This is a genomic window from Kaistella treverensis (assembly GCF_900114045.1).
Classification (GTDB): domain Bacteria; phylum Bacteroidota; class Bacteroidia; order Flavobacteriales; family Weeksellaceae; genus Kaistella; species Kaistella treverensis.
The window spans coordinates 238,925-259,280 of the sequence record NZ_FORQ01000003.1 but is presented as its reverse complement, the minus strand read 5'-3'; the positions used below and the strand labels follow the sequence as shown (position 1 = coordinate 259,280).

At 39.2% G+C, this 20,356-nt stretch carries 18 protein-coding genes and 1 riboswitch; of the genes, 10 read left to right on the top strand and 8 right to left on the bottom strand.

All coding sequences use genetic code 11. The features are described 5' to 3' along the window. Position 1 precedes the first annotated feature (1 nt). The 4 genes from BMZ55_RS09435 to BMZ55_RS09420 all read right to left on the bottom strand — a co-directional run bounded on the left by BMZ55_RS09435 (position 2) and on the right by BMZ55_RS09420 (position 4,495). Positions 2 to 1,243 (bottom strand): site-specific integrase, encoded by a 1,242-nt coding sequence (locus BMZ55_RS09435; RefSeq protein WP_089820115.1) that lies wholly within the window; start codon positions 1,241 to 1,243, stop codon positions 2 to 4. Continuing rightward, positions 1,240 to 1,809, bottom strand: a complete 570-nt coding sequence (locus BMZ55_RS09430) for a helix-turn-helix domain-containing protein (RefSeq protein ID WP_089820183.1) — start codon at positions 1,807 to 1,809, stop codon at positions 1,240 to 1,242. Before BMZ55_RS09430 ends, BMZ55_RS09435 begins: the two co-directional genes overlap by 4 nt. A 240-nt stretch (positions 1,810 to 2,049) precedes the next feature. After that, a complete protein-coding gene (gene dnaK / locus BMZ55_RS09425; RefSeq protein WP_089820114.1) occupies positions 2,050 to 3,948 on the bottom strand; it encodes a molecular chaperone DnaK in 1,899 nt (632 codons plus the stop codon). Between the two features lie 160 nt (positions 3,949 to 4,108). Further along, positions 4,109 to 4,495, bottom strand: coding sequence for a c-type cytochrome (locus tag BMZ55_RS09420; protein ID WP_039341158.1), 387 nt, complete (start codon positions 4,493 to 4,495; stop codon positions 4,109 to 4,111). Between the two features lie 135 nt (positions 4,496 to 4,630). On the opposite strand from BMZ55_RS09420, the gene BMZ55_RS09415 reads away from it, so the two are divergent. The 8 genes from BMZ55_RS09415 (at position 4,631) to BMZ55_RS09380 (ending at position 11,931) form a co-directional block, all read left to right on the top strand. Beyond that, complete coding sequence (locus tag BMZ55_RS09415; protein WP_089820182.1) at positions 4,631 to 5,131, top strand: c-type cytochrome; 501 nt, start codon at positions 4,631 to 4,633, stop codon at positions 5,129 to 5,131. A gap of 85 nt (positions 5,132 to 5,216) precedes the next feature. Then, positions 5,217 to 7,214 carry a Sec-dependent nitrous-oxide reductase gene (gene nosZ, locus BMZ55_RS09410; protein ID WP_089820113.1) on the top strand — a complete coding sequence of 666 codons (1,998 nt, stop codon included), beginning with the start codon at positions 5,217 to 5,219 and terminating at the stop codon, positions 7,212 to 7,214. 147 nt (positions 7,215 to 7,361) lie between these two features. Continuing rightward, entirely contained in the window at positions 7,362 to 7,949 is a 588-nt protein-coding gene (locus BMZ55_RS09405) for a hypothetical protein (protein WP_089820112.1), read from the top strand. A gap of 43 nt (positions 7,950 to 7,992) precedes the next feature. Further along, positions 7,993 to 8,406: a nitrous oxide reductase accessory protein NosL gene (locus BMZ55_RS09400; protein WP_089820111.1), complete on the top strand. Its 414-nt coding sequence runs from the start codon at positions 7,993 to 7,995 to the stop codon at positions 8,404 to 8,406. Between the two features lie 38 nt (positions 8,407 to 8,444). Beyond that, positions 8,445 to 9,683, top strand: coding sequence for a nitrous oxide reductase family maturation protein NosD (locus tag BMZ55_RS09395; protein WP_177179803.1), 1,239 nt, complete (start codon positions 8,445 to 8,447; stop codon positions 9,681 to 9,683). A gap of 50 nt (positions 9,684 to 9,733) precedes the next feature. Continuing rightward, entirely contained in the window at positions 9,734 to 10,447 is a 714-nt protein-coding gene (locus BMZ55_RS09390) for an ABC transporter ATP-binding protein (RefSeq protein ID WP_039341171.1), read from the top strand. Beyond that, the gene (locus BMZ55_RS09385; protein WP_089820109.1) at positions 10,444 to 11,211 is read left to right on the top strand and encodes an ABC transporter permease subunit; all 768 of its coding nucleotides are present in this window, start codon (positions 10,444 to 10,446) and stop codon (positions 11,209 to 11,211) included. The genes BMZ55_RS09390 and BMZ55_RS09385 overlap by 4 nt, the downstream gene beginning before the upstream one ends. A 165-nt stretch (positions 11,212 to 11,376) precedes the next feature. Then, the gene (locus tag BMZ55_RS09380; RefSeq protein WP_039341175.1) at positions 11,377 to 11,931 is read left to right on the top strand and encodes a fasciclin domain-containing protein; all 555 of its coding nucleotides are present in this window, start codon (positions 11,377 to 11,379) and stop codon (positions 11,929 to 11,931) included. A gap of 67 nt (positions 11,932 to 11,998) precedes the next feature. On the opposite strand, the gene BMZ55_RS09375 is transcribed toward BMZ55_RS09380, so the two are convergent. Both BMZ55_RS09375 and BMZ55_RS09370 read right to left on the bottom strand, forming a co-directional pair. Further along, a complete protein-coding gene (locus tag BMZ55_RS09375; protein WP_089820108.1) occupies positions 11,999 to 13,213 on the bottom strand; it encodes a hypothetical protein in 1,215 nt (404 codons plus the stop codon). A 75-nt stretch (positions 13,214 to 13,288) separates the two neighbouring features. Then, a complete protein-coding gene (locus BMZ55_RS09370) occupies positions 13,289 to 13,891 on the bottom strand; it encodes a Crp/Fnr family transcriptional regulator (RefSeq protein WP_089820107.1) in 603 nt (200 codons plus the stop codon). 142 nt (positions 13,892 to 14,033) lie between these two features. On the opposite strand from BMZ55_RS09370, the gene ppk1 reads away from it, so the two are divergent. Both ppk1 and BMZ55_RS09360 read left to right on the top strand, forming a co-directional pair. After that, on the top strand, positions 14,034 to 16,103 hold the full coding sequence (gene ppk1, locus BMZ55_RS09365; protein ID WP_089820106.1) for a polyphosphate kinase 1: 2,070 nt from the start codon (positions 14,034 to 14,036) through the stop codon (positions 16,101 to 16,103). A gap of 61 nt (positions 16,104 to 16,164) precedes the next feature. Beyond that, positions 16,165 to 16,355, top strand: a riboswitch (cobalamin riboswitch). A 101-nt stretch (positions 16,356 to 16,456) separates the two neighbouring features. Further along, positions 16,457 to 18,364, top strand: a complete 1,908-nt coding sequence (locus BMZ55_RS09360; RefSeq protein ID WP_089820105.1) for a TonB-dependent receptor plug domain-containing protein — start codon at positions 16,457 to 16,459, stop codon at positions 18,362 to 18,364. 51 nt (positions 18,365 to 18,415) lie between these two features. Here the strand turns inward: BMZ55_RS09360 and BMZ55_RS09355 are convergent, their stop codons facing one another. Together BMZ55_RS09355 and BMZ55_RS09350 are read right to left on the bottom strand one after the other, a co-directional pair. Further along, positions 18,416 to 19,843: a CCA tRNA nucleotidyltransferase gene (locus BMZ55_RS09355; RefSeq protein ID WP_089820181.1), complete on the bottom strand. Its 1,428-nt coding sequence runs from the start codon at positions 19,841 to 19,843 to the stop codon at positions 18,416 to 18,418. An 87-nt stretch (positions 19,844 to 19,930) separates the two neighbouring features. Continuing rightward, entirely contained in the window at positions 19,931 to 20,179 is a 249-nt protein-coding gene (locus BMZ55_RS09350) for a hypothetical protein (RefSeq protein WP_039341186.1), read from the bottom strand. Positions 20,180 to 20,356 lie beyond the last annotated feature (177 nt).

The window sequence follows — 20,356 nt, the reverse complement described above, 5'->3', positions numbered from 1 at the left end:
TTTAAAAGTTTTTTAATAGGATTGCTTTTGATGCAGTATTTTTCTTTTCATCAACAACTTTTGCATAAACTTGAGTAGTTTTCACATTTGTATGTCCAAGCATTTTACTGACTGTATAAATATCTGTTCCGCTAGAAAGTTGCAAAGTAGCGAAAGTGTGTCTGAAATTGTGAAAGGTTATTTTTTTGGTAATTCCTGCACTTTCAATCCATTTTTTAAGTGGTCGAGAAATCCAAGCTGGGTTCGTTAAATCTTTAAAAACCAAATCAGTTGGACCGCCAGATTCACCGCAAAGTTGTAAAGCTTGTTTAGACATCGGCATATATTCTACACCTTTGGTCTTTTTTTGAGTGAAATTTATTCTGGCTTGATTGTTTTCAATACTTATTTCATTCCACGTCAATTTTTGAATATCGGAATGTCGCAAACCTGTCAATGCAGAAAATAGCGCTGCACGTTTTAGAACATCAAGTTCGCATGGTGTTTCAACTAAAGTATTCAGTTCTTCCAGTGTTAAATATTCCCTTCTCGATTCTTCATGTGGAATTGATTTTATTTTCGCCGAAATATCAGTCGTAAAAAAGCCATCGATAAACGCTTCTTTTAATGCAGCTTTGAAAACAGAAAAGTAAGTTGAAGCCGTATTTTGAGAAATTATCGCTTCTTTATTGCTACCACTTTTTGCAGTCAACAAATACGATTTGAAATTTTCACAGAACTTCGTATCAATCTGTGAGAACGTAATAATTTGACCTCCGAAATCTTTTAGAAATTCTATCGACCGATACCAATTGACCTTAATAGATTCGGAGTTATTTCTATGTCGTTTGTTAATAAGCAGTTCGAAATACCTCAGAAAATTCTCTTGAGATTTTTCTTTTTGTTCCTGCTGAATTATGTCAAGTTCGTTGTAAAGTTCAATGTTATCGTATTCTCTCTGTCTCAGTTTGCGTAATGAATCTGCGTAAAACATTGTTTCGCGGTCGTTTTCACTTTTGCATACAATAATTCCATTATCATCCCTTCTGGGTTTGAACGAAACTGAATTTTCCGTTGTTCGCGCGGGTCTTTTCTTGTCAAAATCGACGGTGGTTACACTCCTGTTCAAATATTCGCGAATTCTTTGAGGATCATTTTTACCTGAAATCATCACAGGATAACTTTCCAAATAAATGAACCATTCTTTTCGGAACTCGGCTTTGCGCAATCGTACGGTAACTTTCGTTTTTAATAATTCTTTCATTTTCCGTCAAAAATTTTATCTATTAAATTTTTAGGTACGTACACAAAACTTCCAACTTGCTTTGTCGGAATTTTATTTCTTCTAATTACGCTGTTTACGGTTCCAGGATCAGCATGAAATTTTGCACTTATCTCAGAAATCGTATAGCAATTTCCAACTTCAAAGTTGGGTTTTGCGCGGCCGGCTTCATCCGTTTTAGGCATATCAACTGTCGTAAACAAAGCTTCCAAATCTGTTTTACAAACCCGTGTTAGTCTCTGACCAAAATTGTAAGCAGAAATTCTTTTGTTTTTGATTAATCGATGCACGGTATCTTTTGACATTCCGAACAGTACAGCCGCTTCAGTTACTGAGATGTATGGGCGCGTCTGTATTTCAGCAATCTTTATTGCGGACTTTTCCAACAAAGTTTGTCTCGCTTCTAATTCTTTAGCCAGACGTTTCTGTTTTTTTATTGACGTCGCTGAACAATATTTACTGCAAAATCTGGTAGTAACAGTTTTTGCTTCAAATAGTTTTTCGCAAGATTCACAAGCCTTCGGGATTTTGAGTTTACTAAAGCCCATCATATTAGTTTTAGAGGTAAATTGTCACATTTAAACATCGGAAGCCCGTTTAAGACATGATAAGACGCACATTGTCTACTATTTAAAACGCGGTACAAGTAAGATACAAAAATACGATAAAAATAGATTAAAATCAACTATTAATGAAAAATGTCAAAAACAAAAAAATCGCTATAAACATTAAGTTTACAGCGATTTACTACTTTATTTCAATCGATGTTAATCGATGATAATTGTTAATTACTTGACTTCTTCGAAGTCTGCATCCTGAACGTCATCGGCTCCGTCATTGCTTTGCGGATTTCCCTGCGCCTGATCGGCACCTGGCTGTCCTGCATTTCCCGCAGCATACATTTCTTCGGAAGCAGCCATCCAAGCAGCGTCTAACGCTTCAGTTTTGGATTTGATGCTTTCCATATCTTTCGCTTCAAAGGCGGTTTTCAATTCTGCGTGTGCAGCTTCAACAGCAGCTTTTTTATCAGCAGAAAGTTTATCTCCAAATTCTTTCAGCTGTTTTTCTGTTTGGAAAATCAATCCGTCAGCTTTGTTGAAGATTTCAACTTCTTCTTTTTTCTTCGCATCGGCAGAAGCATTTTCTTCCGCTTCGCGCTTCATTTTTTGGATTTCTTCTTCTGAAAGTCCGGAGCTTGCCTGAATTTTAATAGACTGCTCTTTTCCGGTTCCTTTATCTTTTGCGGAAACGCTAAGAATACCGTTTGCATCAATATCGAAGGTTACTTCGATCTGGGGAACACCACGTGGTGAAGGTGGAATATCTGTTAAATCAAATCTACCGATTTCTTTGTTGTCATTAAACATCGGTCTTTCGCCTTGTCCAACTCTGATGGAAACTGCTGGCTGATTGTCGCTCGCGGTAGAGAAAACCTCTGATTTTTTGGTTGGAATTGTGGTATTTGCTTCAATAAGTTTGGTAAATACAGAACCCATTGTTTCAATACCTAAAGAAAGTGGTGTAACATCTAATAATAAGACATCTTTTACATCACCGGTTAAAACTCCACCCTGGATCGCAGCACCTAAAGCTACTACCTCATCCGGGTTTACGCCTTTTGAAGGTGTTTTACCGAAGAACTTTTCTACCTGCTCCTGAATAATCGGAATTCTGGTAGAACCACCAACTAAAATTACTTCGTCGATGTCTGCGGTTGTAAGCCCGGCATCAGAAAGTGCTTTTTTACAAGGTTCCATGGAGCGTTGTACCAAATCAGCAGCTAACTGTTCGAATTTCGATTTGGTTAAAGTTTTCACCAGGTGTTTTGGTCCGGTAGCTGTAGCTGTAATATAAGGAAGGTTGATTTCTGTTTGGGTAGAAGATGACAACTCGATTTTTGCTTTTTCCGCAGCTTCTTTTAATCTTTGAAGCGCGATTGGATCTGCTTTCAAATCAACACCTTCTTCGGTTTGGAACTCATTTGCCAACCAGTTGATGATAACATCATCAAAATCGTCACCACCTAAGTGTGTATCACCGTTTGTGGACAATACTTCGAAAACGCCGTCACCCAAATCAAGGATAGACACGTCAAAAGTACCACCACCTAAATCGTAAACTGCGATTTTCTGATCTTTATGGCTTTTATCCAAACCATAAGCTAAAGCTGCAGCTGTAGGCTCGTTGATAATTCTTTCTACTGTTAAACCAGCGATTTCACCAGCTTCTTTTGTAGCCTGTCGCTGTGCGTCATTAAAGTAAGCCGGAACAGTAATTACCGCTCTTGTTACCTCCTGACCCAGATAATCTTCCGCTGTTTTCTTCATTTTCTGAAGAATCATTGCAGAAATTTCCTGTGGTGTATATTCACGGTCGTCAACTTTTACTTTTACAGTATCGTTTGGACCTTTTACTACTTTATATGCTACTCTACCAATTTCAGTGGCGTCATCTTTAAAATGTGTACCGATAAATCTTTTGATTGAATAGATTGTTTTTGTTGGGTTGGTTACCGCCTGTCTTTTTGCAGGATCACCTACTTTTCTTTCGCCATCTTCTGTAAAAGCTACGATCGATGGTGTGGTTCTTTTACCCTCTGCGTTTGGGATAACAACAGGATCTTTACCTTCCATTACCGCAACGCATGAGTTGGTTGTACCTAAGTCAATTCCGATTATTTTACTCATATCATTTATTTTTAATTATTACCATTATTTGTTCAGGCAGGTTTTCTCCAATTTTATACCAACAAAAAAACTATGACAAATTGACATAATTGCGATACTGACAACGAAAAAGGCATTTTATATTGCTATAAAATGCCTTAATTAAGCGTGAAAAATATATTTATTTTTTTAATGTCAAAATATAAGCAACCATTTTTTTCGCGTTTTCCTGGCTCATTCCGGCGTGAGGTGTCATTGGGATTTCGCCCCAGTTTCCTTTTCCACCTTCAATGATTTTGCCTGCAAGCATATCAATATCCGCTTCGGTATATTTATCTGCTACTTCCTGGTAAGATGGTCCCACCACTCTTACATCCATTTTATGGCAGGTAAGGCAGTCGCCACCTTCAATTAATGCAAGACCTTCATGCTTGCCTGCAGCTGCAGAATCTACTACTGTATTTACAGGTTCTTCCAACATCACATTAGAGTCCAAATTAGGATTTACTTCTTTTTTATTACATGAAACAATTGCGATTAAGCCGCATATCATCAGATACTTTTTCATTCGGATATAATTTAAATCTATTTAATTTCTTAGGAGCACAAATTTCACGATAATTATCATACTTCGTGTATGACTACGGTCATAATGCAAAGTTACAAAAGATTACTACTTTTGACTATACAAAAAAATAAAATAATGAAATCACTAAAGACAGTTGCAATTGCAGCATTAGCGTTCACCTTATTCTCTTGTGGGGGTGACAAGAACACGGATACGATCCCAACGGCATCTACTGAAACTACAACTACAGCGGCGGAAAGTGCAGCACCGACAACAGCGGATGCAGCAACTTATGATCCAAACCGCGGTTTAGGAAAACATGAAAACGTTGACGTTAGCAAATTTGATCCAGCGATGGCTGCAGCAGGTAAAAAAATCGCCGAAGTTAAATGTACTTCATGCCACAAACCAACAGACGAACGATTGGTTGGACCAGGTTGGTTAGGAGTAACTAAAAGACAAACTCCGGAATGGATTATGAACTTTATTTCTAACCCAGATCCAATGATCGACGTAGATCCTGAATTACAAAAACAACTTGAGCTTTGTTTGGTAAGAATGCCAAATCAAGGTTTAACTGATACTGATGCCCGTGAAGTTCTCGAATACATGAGACAGATCGACGGCGCAAAATAAAATGCTCTACCGATGAATGGTAAAGCATACTTTGCCATTCATCTTTCCTTTTCCTTTCTCTTCTGAAAGAATAATTAATCCATATATGAAAACTTACAAGAAAATTGCAATTGCAGCCTTTGCTGCGGTTAGTATCGTCGCATGTAAACCCAAGGGCACCAAAAATGTTGTCTCCGGTGATGCTGCTGAAAAAGTTTACGTTGCACCAGGGCAGCATGATGAGGTTTACAACTTTGTCAGCGGTGGTTTCAATGGCCAGATCAGTGTAGTAGGACTGCCGAGTGGCAGAACGCTGAAAATAGTTCCTGTCTTCTCAGTTCACCCGGAAAACGGTTATGGTTTCAGCGAAGAAACAAAACCAATGCTGGAAACTTCACATGGTTTCGTGCCTTGGGATGATCAGCACCACCTTTCACTTTCGCAAACGAATGGTGAAATTGATGGCCGCTATTTATTTGCCAACGCAAACAACACACCGCGCGTTGCAAAAATCGACCTGAAATCTTTTAAAACTACCGAAATTCTGGAGATTCCAAACTCTGCCGGAAATCACTCCTCACCTTTCCTTACAGAAAATACCGAGTATGTAGTGGCTGGAACGCGTTTCGCAGTACCGGCTGATGGCGATGGCGATGTTCCGATTGAATCTTTCAAAGAAAACTTCAAAGGATATCTTTCTTTCATCGGAATCGATAAGGAAGATGGAAAAATGGATATTACTTTCCAGATTGAAGCACCGGGCTTCAACTTTGACCTTTCACACGCCGGAAAAGGGAAATCTCACGGTTGGTTCTTTTTCTCTTGCTACAACTCAGAACAGGCAAATACACTTCTTGAAGTAAATGCCTCTCAAAATGAGAAAGATTTCATCATGGCGGTGAACTGGAAAAAAGCTGAAGAATATCTGAAAGCCGGAAAAGCCAAAAAAATGGCCGTAGAATACGCGCATAACACGTATGACGAAACTACACACATGGCGAAATCAGAGATTCTAAAAGAAGTTTCTGTACTTTCTGCTAAAGAACTGAAAGACATCGCGTATTTAATTCCATGTCCGAAATCTCCACATGGTTGCGATATCGATCCAACTGGTGAATACATTATCGGTTCCGGAAAATTGGCCGCTTTAATCCCTGTTTTTAGTTTTGATAAATTAATGAAAGCTATTAAAGACAAAAAATTTGCAGGTGAATTTGATGGAATTCCAATTCTAAAATATGAAGATGTTTTACATGGCGAAGTTCAAAAACCAGGTTTAGGACCTTTACACACCGAATTTGACGGAAAAGGAAATGCCTACACCTCCATGTTTGTATCTTCGGAAATCGTGAAATGGGACATTAAAACTTTGAAAGTTTTAGACAGACAGCCGACTTTTTATTCTACCGGTCACCTAATGGTTGTTGGCGGCGACACTAAAAAACCTTACGGAAAATATTTAGTTGCTTACAACAAAATCACCAAAGACCGTTATTTACCAACCGGCCCGGAATTGGCGCAATCTGCCCAGCTCTTCGACATTACGGGTGATAAAATGAAACTGCTGCTGGATTTCCCGACAATTGGCGAGCCACACTACGCGCAAGCCGGTCCCGCAGAATTATTTACCAAAAACCAGGTAAAATTCTTCAAACTCGAAGAAAATAAGCACCCTTATGTAACCAAAGGAGAAGGTGAAAGTAAGGTCGTTCGGGAAGGTAATAAAGTACATGTGTACATGACTTCTATCCGCTCACATTTCTCACCAGATAATATTGAAGGTGTAAAAGTCGGTGATGAAGTGTACTTCCACGTTACTAACCTCGAACAGGATTGGGATGTACCTCACGGATTTGCTATCAAAGGTGCACAAAACGCCGAGCTCCTTATCATGCCGGGTGAAACCTGCACACTGAAATGGGTTCCGCTGAAACCGGGAATGTACCCAATGTACTGTACGGATTTCTGTTCCGCACTTCACCAGGAAATGTCGGGCTACGTAAGAGTCTCTCCGGCAGGCAGCAACACGCCACTGATTTTCTCCTTGAATAACAAAAAGGATAACGCCCAAAGCCCAGTGAAAGAAGCGGAAACCAAAAATTAAATTTTTAAAAAAAGGGCAGTTTAACTGCCTTTTTTTGTTTTTATGATTTGTCTCAGTTAATGGATTTTTGCCTCATTTTGCTCGGAAAAAGTCCCGACCTTTACTTAGGAAATTATAGAAAAAATGCCTTTTTAACAGGAAAAAAAAATGAAAACACTTCCTCTTCATCAGTGGACAAAAATCACGCTAATCATCTTAGGTATTGCTCTGGCTGTGGCGATTTTTGTTCCCATTTGGTCTATCTATCTGAACGCGCCACAATACCCCGAAGGACTTGCGATGTTCATCCACTCCAATAAAGTGAGTGGTGAATATCAAATCATCAACGGTTTGAACCACTACATCGGCATGAAAGAAATTCACGCTGATGAATTTTGGGAATTTAAAATTTTACCCTATGCGTTGGCATTTTTTGCTGCTTTATGTTTGCTCGCAGCTTTCATGAACAGCCGAAAAATCCTGTACTTTGTCACCGGACTTTTTCTTCTTTTCGGAGTAGGTTTCGTGATTGATTTCTGGCGCTGGCTTTACGATTACGGCCACAACCTAAATCCAAATGCGGCGATTATTGTCCCCGGAATGTCTTACCAACCGCCGCTGTTGGGCTATAAGCAATTGCTCAATTTCGAAGTCTGGTCTTATCCCAATATTGGAGGCGGCATCATGATCGGCACCGGAATTATTTTGATTATCTTAGCATTTGTAGAATTTCGTTCAGCTAAAAAAGTGGTGTAAATTTAACCTGCTAAAAGCATTAAAATTTAAAAAAATAAAAATCATGAATTTCATTAAAAACACTCTCATCGTTGCCGGAATGCTTTCTTTGGCCGCTTGCGCGGAAAAAGGTCCACAGGAAATTACCATCGGAAAAGACCAGTGCGACAACTGCAAGATGACAATCTCCGAGCCGAAATATGCTACGCAATTGCTGACGGAAAAAGGCAGAGTTTATAAATTTGATGACATCGCTTGTCTGCGCGATTACGAAGCGACAAATCCCGAAAATACCGGAAGTGCAACCGTTTACGTGGCAGATTTCCCAAGCGGAAAATTTGTGGAAAGCAGTACTGCAACTTTTATTAAAGGCGGCCAAATTAAAAGCCCAATGGGCGGAAATACCCAGGCATATTCCGACAAAGCAGCAGCGGAAAAAGCAGCTTCAGAACTCGGCGCCACACTTACAAATCCATAATATCAAAACTGAAGGATTCGTCTGCAGTTAAGATGAAAATGAAAAAAACATCCTTTTTACCGTTAATTTTTCTCTTTCCGTTTTTTGCTTTTTCCGCAGTTTTCAAGGTGGGCAAAAACGAGGAATTTAAAACCATAAAACAAGCTATCGCCGCCGCAAAAAGCGGCGATACGGTTGTTGTACAAAAGGGGATTTACCGCGAAGGAACGATTGATATCGAAAAACCGCTTACTTTACTCGGCATTGAAAGACCTATTTTAGATGGAAATTTCAAAGGAGAAATCATTACTTTTCGTGCAGATAATATTGTGCTGAAAGGTTTTAAACTTATCAACAGCGGCCGCGATGAAATTCAGAGTATCGCCGCGGTTCATATTTATACCAGCAGCAATTCGGTCATTGAAAATAATATTTTCGAAAATAATTATTTCGGAATCTATGTACAGCGCGGTTACCGCATTTTAATTAATAAAAACAAAATTACTACAAACCGAGGCAGTTCGCAGGAAAGCAGCGGCGACGGTATTCACCTACTCGGCAGCCGCGAAATCTGGGTGAAAAACAATTACATCAGTGGTCACAAAGACGGCATTTACCTCGAAAAAAATGTTAAATGCTACGTCTATCATAACCTTTCCCGCGACAATTTGCGCTACGGTCTGCACTTTATGTTTTCCAATGACAGCGTTTACACCGCCAATGTTTTCGATAATAATGGTGCCGGCGTTGCGGTGATGTACGCCATGAATGTCAGCATGTACCACAACAAATTCATCAATAACTGGGGCGACAGCGTGTACGGACTTTTGCTGAAGGAAATTTCTTACAGCAAAATCCGAGGAAATGTTTTCCAGAACAATACCACGGGAATTCTTGCCGACGGCGCCACCAAAATCGACTTTTACAACAACCAGTTTGAAGACAACGGCTGGGCGCTGAAAATCAATGCGAATTGTATGGAAAATCGCGTTTTCCGGAACAATTTCATTAACAATACTTTTGATGTAAGCACGAGTGGTTCGGTGGTGATGAACGATTTCCGCTTTAATTTCTGGGACAAATATGAAGGTTATGATCTGAATAAGGATAAGATTGGTGATGTGCCTTTTCATCCGCTGAGTTTATATTCGGTTTTGGTTGAACAAAATCCGTCGATTATGTTGCTTTTCCGGAGTTTTCTCGTGGATACTTTAGATAAAATGGAAAAAATACTGCCGACACTTACACCGGAAAGTTTTGTGGATGAAAATCCTGTATTAAAACCGGTAAAAATTTAGAGCTTTTAAAGCCCATTTTTTTAAAACGATGATGTGAGCATCTGAATGATATGATTGAAATAAAAAATTTAACCAAGAAATTTAACAAGTTCACCGCGCTGGATGATGTGAACTTAAAATTCGAAAATGGACATTCCATTGCGCTGATCGGTCCGAACGGATGCGGAAAAACCACCATCATTAAATGTATTTTAGGTTTAAATGTCGTGGAAACCGGCGATGTTCTGGTGGATGGAAAAAGCGTAAAAGAAGATTACCGCTACCGCGAAATCATTGGTTATATGCCGCAGATTGGTCGTTATCCGGAAAATATGACCATTGAAGAAACCATAAAAATGATCAAAGAAACCCGGAAAAATTCTGAGGAAGAACTGGACACCGAACTTCTGGAAGCCTTCGATCTGAAAAGCATTTATAAGAAAAAAATGCGCACGCTGTCGGGTGGAACTACCCAAAAAGTAAGCGCCGTGCTTGCGTTTCTGTTTAATCCGAAAGTCATCATTCTCGATGAACCGACTGCCGGCCTCGATCCGCTGGCTACAGAAATTCTGAAAAATAAAATCCTCAAGGAAAAAAATAAAGGGAAACTCATCATTATCACTTCGCATCTTTTAAGCGAACTCGATGATATGATTACCGAAATCGTTTTCATGAACGAAGGAAAACTTCTCGTGCACCAATCCGTGGAAGAACTGAAAACGCAAACCAATACGGCGAAAATTTCCGACGGAATTATTTCCATTTTAAAAGCGATGAAAAAATGAACAAAATAGCACGTTTTATTTTATTTGATATTTTAAAAAACAAAATCGTAATTCTTTACACGGTTTTACTTTTCATCATTTCCTGGTCGGTTTTAGGTCTTGAAAGCAATTACACCAAAGCAACTTTAAGTTTGCTGAATGTGGTTTTGCTGGTTGTTCCGCTTGTAAGCATTATTTTTTCCACGATTTACGTGTACAACAGCTCGCAGTTTATTGAACTTTTGCTGAGTCAGCCGGTGCCGCGCGCGAAAGTTTGGTTTAATTTATTTTTAGGCCTTTCAACGGCATTAATTTTAGCTTTTCTGCTCGGTTGCGGAATTCCGATTTTGCTATATTCATCAATAGAAACCGGCGCTTCACTGATAATTACCGGAGTTTTTCTGTCGATAATTTTCACCGCTTTAGCAATGCTTGCAGCGATTTCCAGCCGCGACCGCGCGAAAGGAATCGGTGTTTCCATTTTTATCTGGATGTTTTTCGCCATTATTTACGACGGAATTTTACTTGTGCTGATGTTCCAACTCGGAGATTATCCGATTGAGGGAATTATGGCCACTTTAGCAGCAATAAACCCGATTGGTTTATCACGAATTTTTGTGCTTTTGCAGCTGGATGTTGCCGCGATGTTGGGTCAGGCAGGTGCGATTTTCAAACAGGTTTTCGGTTCCGGTGGCGGCTTGGTTATTTCAATGATTATTTTAACCTTGTGGACTTTCGTTCCGTTTTTGTGGTCGCTTCTGAAATTTAACAAAAGAGACCTTTAAAGCACGGAAATTTTTTTTCTGTTATACGTGATAAAACTCAGCCTATTAACCTGTTACAATGTGATTGCAATCATACTTTTTCATTTTTTATAGACTTAAATTTATATTGTTAAAAGACTTAAAAACCTGACTTCTTCCGAAAAACTAACAAATAAAATAAAGACTATGAAAAAATCAATTATGATGCTTGCTGTTCTCGCGCTTGCTTTCTCTTCCTGCGCGAAAAGCGAAGAAGCAGCGACAACTGAAACCACCAGCACAGAAAATGTGGCAGTTGGAGGTCAGGAAGCTGTTCAGGACGATGAGAGTGCGCCCGACATCGTAAAACTTGCAGTCAGCAATAAAGACCTTTCTACTTTAGTTACAGGAGTTCAGGCGGCAGGTCTTGCGACTTCATTAAGCAACGCCGGACCTTTTACGGTTTTCGCACCAACTAACGAAGCTTTCGATAAACTACCAGCAGGAACTGTCGATGATCTTCTAAAAGCGGAAAATAAGGATAAACTTAACGATATTTTAAGCCATCACACTTACGTCGGCGTCATCAAAGCGGATCAGTTCACTGATGGCCAAAATCTCGGCATGGTGGATGGAAAATCAATCACCATTAAAATGGTGGATGGCAAACCAACTGTAAATGGTACAGCGCACATCATTGCTTCAGTACCTGCATCGAACGGAATGGTGCACGTAGTAGACAACGTAATTTTACCGCAATAAAGACTGTTTTTTTTGATTTAGATTTAATGTTTTGTTTACACTTTCCAATTAAGTGGGAAGTGTTTTTTTATATCGTTTTTGGTTTCAGGCTGAACCAAATATAAAACAGTGAAAACATCATCAATAATGAAACTGCTAAAAGAATTTCTGCCGCGTACGGAACCGCAATATATTGTGTGGAGAAGAGGCCCATTAAACCTAAAACCGCTTCATTAAGGAAAATTCCTAACAGCAGCAATTTTAAGCCTGTGGTGACCGGTTTTGTCATTTTAAAGACATTGGTCGCTAAAATCTGATTTAAAAGGAAAATCGAAACACACATCAAAAGAATCAGGTGAAGGTAAGCGATAACCACATTTCGGAAACCAAAAGCAAACTGGCTGAGGACCGGAACATTTGAGCCGAGCTGCAGCAAAATTTTCATGAAAAAAGCGAAGCCGACATACATCAAAACAAATCTTTGCAAGGCGGAAAAATTCTGCACTACTTTGCCCCAATTTTCTTTCACAACTTGATAGAGTTTGAAGGCGGAAACTGTTTGAGCAATTGTTCCAAGCAAAATGACAATCAGAATCCAAAGCGGAATTTTCATCCATAAAACTGAAAGTCCGTAACCGATTATGCAGCCGATAAACATCAGCCAGAAAATGAGTTTATTGTCTTTTTCGGTGATTACCGCGCCGATATTTTTCAGCGAAAGCATCAGAAAACCGATGCAGCAGAAAATGAAAAATCCGTTATACTGGAAATGAAGATAATAATAGGTGGACGCGAGATACAGCGTTTGGTTCATATTTTCGGTCGCCATCATGTAGCTTAAGTTGAAAACGCCTGCTGAGGAAATTACGGCGAAAAATAGTCCGGCTAAAAACCAGGGTTTTATCAAATCACGCGTGCCGCGCAAATCGCGGAGTAAAAAGAAAAAGAATGCAAAACTGGTGAGCAACGCCGCAGTAGAAGCCGCTATTGAAACCGAGAAATAACCGTTGTAAATAAAACTCGGAATCATTACATATGCTGATACCGCATTGATAATCAGCAGAATATTGTATTTTTTTAGCGTTTCAGCAGGTAAAATTCCGTACAGATAGCGGATGATAAGAACGTAGATAATTTGGGTAATCCAGCCGTAAAAAGCAAAATGCGAATGCGCTTCCTGCATGAATTTCTGGTCCACAATCGGCAGCGAATATGCGATTTTATAACGCATAATAACGCCTAAAATGGCAACAATAAAAAAGTTAAGAACTGAAAACCGGAGCCAAAAAACAATATTCTTCATATTACAAAAATAAAAGCAAAAAACTGATTAACACTAAGATTCAGATGATTTTCGGTATGATTTCCATCAGCCTTTTTAATAAATTATTTTACCGTTTACAATTTCCAGTTTCTCCTCTTTTTCCATTTTTTTTATGGTGCGGATAACGGTTTCAATGCGGAGGCCGGTCATGTGCGCCAAATCTTTCCGCGTAAGCTGAATCAAAACTTTTTCATCCGGCTTTCCCATTTCTCTTTTGAAATCCTGCAGCTGAAGCGTAATGCGGTCTTCGGGATTGAAGAGGACAATTTGCTTTAAAAGCTGGCTTTTTTTAATGGATTTATTCGCCACAGAAAGCGTGAATTCAAACAGAATTTCCGGATTTTCCTTTAAATATTTAATCAGATTGTCGCGCGGAATCTTAATGATTTCGGCTTTGTCGGTGCAGACTTCCACATTTCCGGGAAAACCAACGCCGAGAAGTACTGCCGGTTCTGCGAAAAAATGGCCGGCTTTTACTTTGTGCTGCAACAGTTCCTTGCCTTTTTCAGTCAGGTTAGAAACCGAAAGTTCGCCTTCTTTCAGATAATGAAAAAATTGTGAGCACTCCCCTTCGCTAAAAATAATATCACCTTTATAATATTTCTTAAATTCAGCTTTTGTCTGTTTTAATAAATCGTCTTCCAGTAAAAATTTCATTTATTGCAGTTGTAGTTCCTCAAATATAGCAAAGTTTTTACGTTAAATTTTACTAAAAACGCGATAATTTTGCTGATCTTCACCAAAAATCCACCATTATACCCATCTTAAATCTCTATTTTTGAAGAAGTAAAAAAGTAGAATGTCCAATCTTTTCAATCCGCGTGATATTACGTGGCTCGCCTTTAATGAACGTGTGCTCCAGGAAGCCATGGATCCTCATGTTCCGCTGCATTTGCGTATTCGGTTTATGGGAATTTTTTCGAATAATCTGGACGAATTTTTCCGAGTTCGCGTTGCCGGTTTAAAGCGCGCCATGGATTTTAAAGAAAAATTCATCACCGAATCTTTTTACCAGCCGCCAACCAAAATCTTGCAGAACATTACCGATATCGTAATCCGACAACAGCAGAATTTCGATAAAACCTGGACAAAAATTCAGGTGGAAATGGCGGAACAGAATGTTTACATTAAAACTGCAAAAAATCTAACCGTAAAGCAGCAAAAATTTGTGGTTGATTATTTTGATGAGTTTGTTGAAAGCAACGTCATCCCGATTTTGCTTCACGAAAATACTGCAATGCCGTATTTGCGAGATAAATCGCTGTATTTGGGCGTAGCAATGCGGAAAAAAGATTTACAGTACGAAAGTCAATTCGCGATTATCGAAATTCCGTCACGCACTTTAGGACGTTTCGTTTTGCTTCCAAGCGAAAACGACGGTGAAAAAAATGTGACTTTGCTCGAAGATGTCATCATTCATAATTTACCGCATATTTTCTCCTATTTTGGATATAAAGAATTTGTGGCGCATTGCTTCAAAGTTACCAAAGATGCGGAGTTTGATTTAGATAACGACATCCGTACGACGCTGGCAGAAAAAATTGAAAAAGGCATAAAATCGCGGCGAAAAGGAAAACCGACGCGTTTCGTTTTTGACAAAGAAATGGATAAGGCTTTGCTTGAATTTCTGATCCGAAAGCTGAATTTAAGCAAAAAAGACAGCATTATTCCGGGTGGAAAGATTCATAATTTTCGGCATTTCATGGAGTTTCCAGATGTTTTTGAGACGCATCAAAAACCCATTGAAAGAACTTCCTTCGATCATGCTGATTTCGTCGGAAAGCGAATCACCGATGTCATTCAAAAAACCGATATCTTGCTTTCCTTTCCGTATCATAAATTCACGCCTGTCATTGATTTGTTACGCGAAGCTGCGATGGATCCGGAGGTAAAATCAATTCAAATTACTGCGTACCGACTGGCGAGCAATTCAAAAATTATCAATGCTTTGATAAACGCCGTACGCAACGGCAAAGAAGTGACAGTGATGCTGGAACTCCGCGCGCGTTTCGACGAAGAAAATAATCTGGGCTGGAAAGAAATTCTGGAGCAGGAAGGCGCAAAAGTTCTGGTCGGAATTCCAAACAAGAAAGTTCACGCGAAACTGTGTGTCATCAAAAAAAGAGTACACAATAAAACCCTTCAGTATGGTTTTGTAAGTACCGGAAATTTCAATGAAAAAACGGCTAAAATTTACGGCGACCATTTGCTGATGACTTCCGACCGCGCAATTATGGCAGACATCAACAAAGTTTTCAGCGTTCTAAAAAAGCCAAAACACGACATTATGCTTGCATTGAAATCCTGTAAAAACCTTTTGGTTTGCCCTGATTTTATGCGCGAAAAAATCATCCAGCACATTGATAAAGAAATTGATGAAGCTAAAGCCGGCAAAAAAGCTTTGATTATCATTAAAGTAAATTCCTGCAGCGACCGCGCGCTCATCACCAAAATTTATGAAGCCGCGAAAGCCGGCGTGACGGTGAAAATGATCGTGCGCGGCATTTACTGCGCCATCAACCAGAAAGATTTTAAGCAAAAAATTTCCGCGATCAGCATCGTTGATGAGTATCTGGAACATTCGCGCATCATGTATTTTTACAATAAAGGTCAGGAAGACATTTACATTTCCTCCGCCGACTGGATGACGCGAAATCTGGATCACCGCATTGAAGCGGCGGCAAAAATCACGCAGAAAAATTTAAAAAAGGAAATCAAGGAACAGCTTGACATTCAGCTGAATGATAATGTAAAAGCCAGAATTCTCGATAAAAAACTTAGGAATTTTTATGTGCAAGATGGAGATGTTCCGATCCGTTCCCAAATCGAAATTTACCATTATCTAAAAGACAAAGTTTCAACTAGCTAAACTGAAAAAAAATGCCTGAAAAGCGGCAAATTTTTCGTTTTAAATTCACCAAGATAAACCGCAAAAATATCTGCTTTTAGCCGGATATTTCCGCTATCTTTGCCATGCTTTTAGAAAAGGGAATCGTGTGAAAATCACGGACTGTCCCCGCAACTGTAAATCACGCTAAAGAATTGCTTCGGAAAAACCACTGGAAACGGGAAGGTGAAGCAAAGTGAAAGTCAGGAGACCTTGCTGAAAGTACCATTATTAAACGCTTTCGGAGGAAGAGTCGTGAATTGCTGGAAATTTTTTTTCGGCTATTTTACCTACATTTTTCCGATAAGTACACTTTAACCAAAAATTATTTTTTTATGAAAAAAAGATTATTTTTTGTTGGAGCAATGCTTGTCGTAAGTTCAGACATTTTTGCCCAACAGGAATTTCAAATCGATGAAGTGACCATCGCTTCCAAAACCAAACAGCAACTTTACAAAACCGGAAAAAACGTGCAATTGGTCACGGAAAAAGATCTGGAAAAACACAGAGGTCAGGATTTGTCAGAAGTGCTCAGCCAGGTTTCCGGTTTTCAAATTGTCGGAAACCAAAACAACAGCCAGGAACCGAAAGCTATGAAAATCCGTGGAGGAAAAAGTGCGAATGTTCTCATTTTAATTGATGGAATTCCGATGAAAGACGTCACCGGTAATGACTATAATGTTTCTGATTTACGGCTACTGGCTGTGGAAAATGTAGAAAGCATTGAGATTTTAAACGGAGCTTCGTCGGTTTTGTACGGCAGCAACGCTACGGTTTCGGTGATCAACATTAAAACCAAAAAATCCGCAACCAAAAACATCGAAGGAATTGTTGGCGCGCGCGCCAGTTCATTTAAAACATTTGCGCAGAACGCTTTAGTAAAAGGAAAAATCAGCCGCTATAATTACCAAATTTCCGGTTTTAACGAAAAGTCCGAAGGACTTTCTTCCGCGAAAGGCGAGAATTTTGAAAAAGACGGTTTTGAAAAGCAAAACGTAAACGCCAATCTTGGCTACGCTGATGAAAATTTCGACGTCAACATTAACGGCGGATGGAATCATCATCTTTTCCAATACGACGGCGGCGCTTTTACCGACGGAGATTACCGTTCGGATGACCAGCAAAGTTACATTGGTGGAAATGCAAATTTCAGATACAACAAAGGTGAAATCACTCTAAATACCAGATTTTCAGGCAATGAAAGACTTGGTCAAAGTTTGGTAAATACCGAATATCAAGACCTGTTTTCGTATTCCGGCACAGATTTTTTCACCGAATTATTCAACCATTATGAGTTCAATGAAAATATCGGTTTTACCGCCGGCGTTCAGTTTGAAAACCAAAAAATGGGCGCAAAATCGCTGCCGTGGGGCGGAACTTCTTTGCAGGAAGATTTGAAAATGGATGATACCAAACTTCAGACTTTTGATGCTTTCGCAAATTTCAATTTCAAATATAACATTTGGAATCTGGACGCGGGCGCGAGAATGACCGATAATTCTAAATTTGGAAATCACTGGGTTTACAGCCTTAACCCTTTTATTTTAAAAGAACTCGAAACCGTCTATTTTAAGCTCGGTTATTCATATGCAACGGCGTTTATCGCCCCGACTTTATACCAAAATTACGGTTCGCTGCCGTACGTTTTACCAAATTTTGATTTGAAACCGGAAACCAATTCTTCACACGAAATCGATTTAAGTTTAGGTAAAAAAGACCGAAGCATCGTTTTTACGGCGAGCTTGTTTCAGCGCGAAGAAAAAGATGCTTTTGCGTACGAAATCACAGATTTTCAAACATACGCCGGACAGTTTAAAAACGTTGGCGAAAATACGGTGAAAGGTTTTGATATTGGTTTCACGTATAAGCTGAATGAAATGCTGAATTTTGGTGGGAATTTCAGCTTTGTGGAAAAAGACAAACGAGAAACCATGTTACGACAGCCGAAACAGCGTGTAAATTCGTTTCTAGAAATTTTGCCGTTTAAAAGCACCAGAATTAATTTCATTCACCAGTTTGTGTCGAGAAGAAGTGATGCTTTTTACAATTCCGAGACTTTTATGGTTGAAAATGTGGATTTGAAAGGTTATAATTTGTTCAATTTAAACATAAACCAGAAAATTTCGCCAAAGATTGAAAGTTATCTGAACATCGGAAATCTTTTCAACATATCGTATGTGGACGTTATCGGCTTTACAACGAAACCGCGAAATTACTCGCTCGGCGTAAATTATCAGTTTTAAAAACTTAAAGAAAAAACCCTTTCAAAATTTTGAGAGGGTTTTTTATATTTTTTAATTTTTTGCCAAAATAAGGCCCAAAATTTCAGCTTCTTTAATGACAAAGTTTCGCGCTTCGGTTTTATCGTTTGCAATTTCACCTTCCAAAATCGCTTCTTTCACTTTTTCTTTTAAAATCCCGATTTCTCGTCCGGGCTTAAGGTTGAAAAGTTCCATAATTTCTTCGCCGGAAATCGGTGGCTGAAAATTCCGGACCTGGTCTTTTTCTTCAACTTCTTTTATTTTTACGGCAACTTCTTCAAAATTCCGCTTAAATTTTGCCTGTTTTGAAGCGTTTTTTGTGGTAATGTCCGCTTTACACAGCGTAAATAAATCTTCGAGATCGTCGCCAGCGTCGAATAAAAGTCGGCGCAGCGCCGCATCTGAAGTGTCGTCATCAATCAAAGCAATCGGGCGCGACGAAAGTTTTACCAATTTTTGAACATATTTCATGTCGCTTCCCATCGGTAGTTTCAGACGGTGAAAAAGATTTTTGACCATTTTAGAGCCTAAAAATTCGTGGCCGTGAAAAGTCCAGCCGCTGCCTTCCAGAAATTTTTTTGTCGGTGCTTTACCGATGTCGTGCAACAAAGCTGCCCAACGAAGCCAGAGATTATCGGTGTTTTGCGAAATATTATCTACCACTTCCAGCGTGTGCCAAAAGTTATCTTTGTGCGTTTGACCTTCAATTTCTTCAATTCCGCGAAGTGCAGTGAGTTCTGGAATTATTAACGGCAAAATGCCTGTTTTTTCCAATAATTTCAAACCGAGCGAAGGTCTTTCGGAAAGCATGATTTTGTTGAATTCCACCATAATGCGTTCCATCGAAACGATTTTGATTCTCGCAGCTTCTTTGGAAATCGCGTTCAGCGAATTTTCTTCAATTTTAAAATTTAAAGTGGAAGCAAAACGAATCGCGCGCATCATCCGCAAAGGATCGTCAGAATAAGTTTGGCTCGGTTCTAAAGGCGTGCGCAAAATTTTCTGCTGAAGATCTTTTAAACCATCAAACGGATCGATGAGTTCACCAAAATTTTCCGGGTTTAAAGAGATCGCCAAAGCATTAATTGTAAAATCACGGCGTTTCTGGTCATCTTCCAAGGTGCCGTTTTCTACCGACGGATTTCGGGAATTTTCGGAATAGCTTTCTTTTCTGGCACCAACAAACTCCAGGTCCAAACCTTTATGTTTGAACATCGCGGTACCGTAATTTTTAAAAAGGGAAACTTTGGGTGTAGGTTCAATTTCGTGGGCAACGGCTTTTGCCAAAGTCATTCCGTTTCCTTCTGTCACAAAATCGATATCGGTGGGCACCGAACGGTGTAAAAGCAAATCGCGCACGTAACCGCCGACGATAAAAACGGTTTGTCCGTTTTTCTGGGCGACTTCGGAGATTAATTTAAAGAGTTTTAAATTTCTGTTTTGCGTGAGATTGATGTTCATAAGCTGCCGCGAAGATTTTTGCAAAGATAAAGCTTCTGGCGGGAACTTTTTTAGCTGAACAAACAGCAAATTTTTGAAAATTGCTTCTTACTGCACGTTGTTGTCCTGTAAAAGCCAATCATCTATTTCTTCTTTCAAATATTCGGTTTGAAGTTTTATGGCATCCAGAAAATCATCGGGAATACTGGTGACATCGGTGTGCTCCAGATTCCATAATTCTTCCGACATGGTTTCATATTCTGTAAAGACTCTTTTGAAACGTGGACTTTCTTTTTCCAAGGCTTCAATTTTCTTTTGAAACGGCTTGAACTTTCGGGGTGGTGACTTGGTTCTCATGGCGTGATTTATTAGGTTTTGTGTCGAAATATTTTCAATTAAAATTTAAAAATCTGCGAAATTCAATCTTCAATAACTGCCTAAAAATGAAAACTTTATAATCGTATTTTCTTATTTGGCAAAATAAAAGTAAACAAAATAGAAAGACGAAAAAATAATTTAACATCTTTTTCTGAT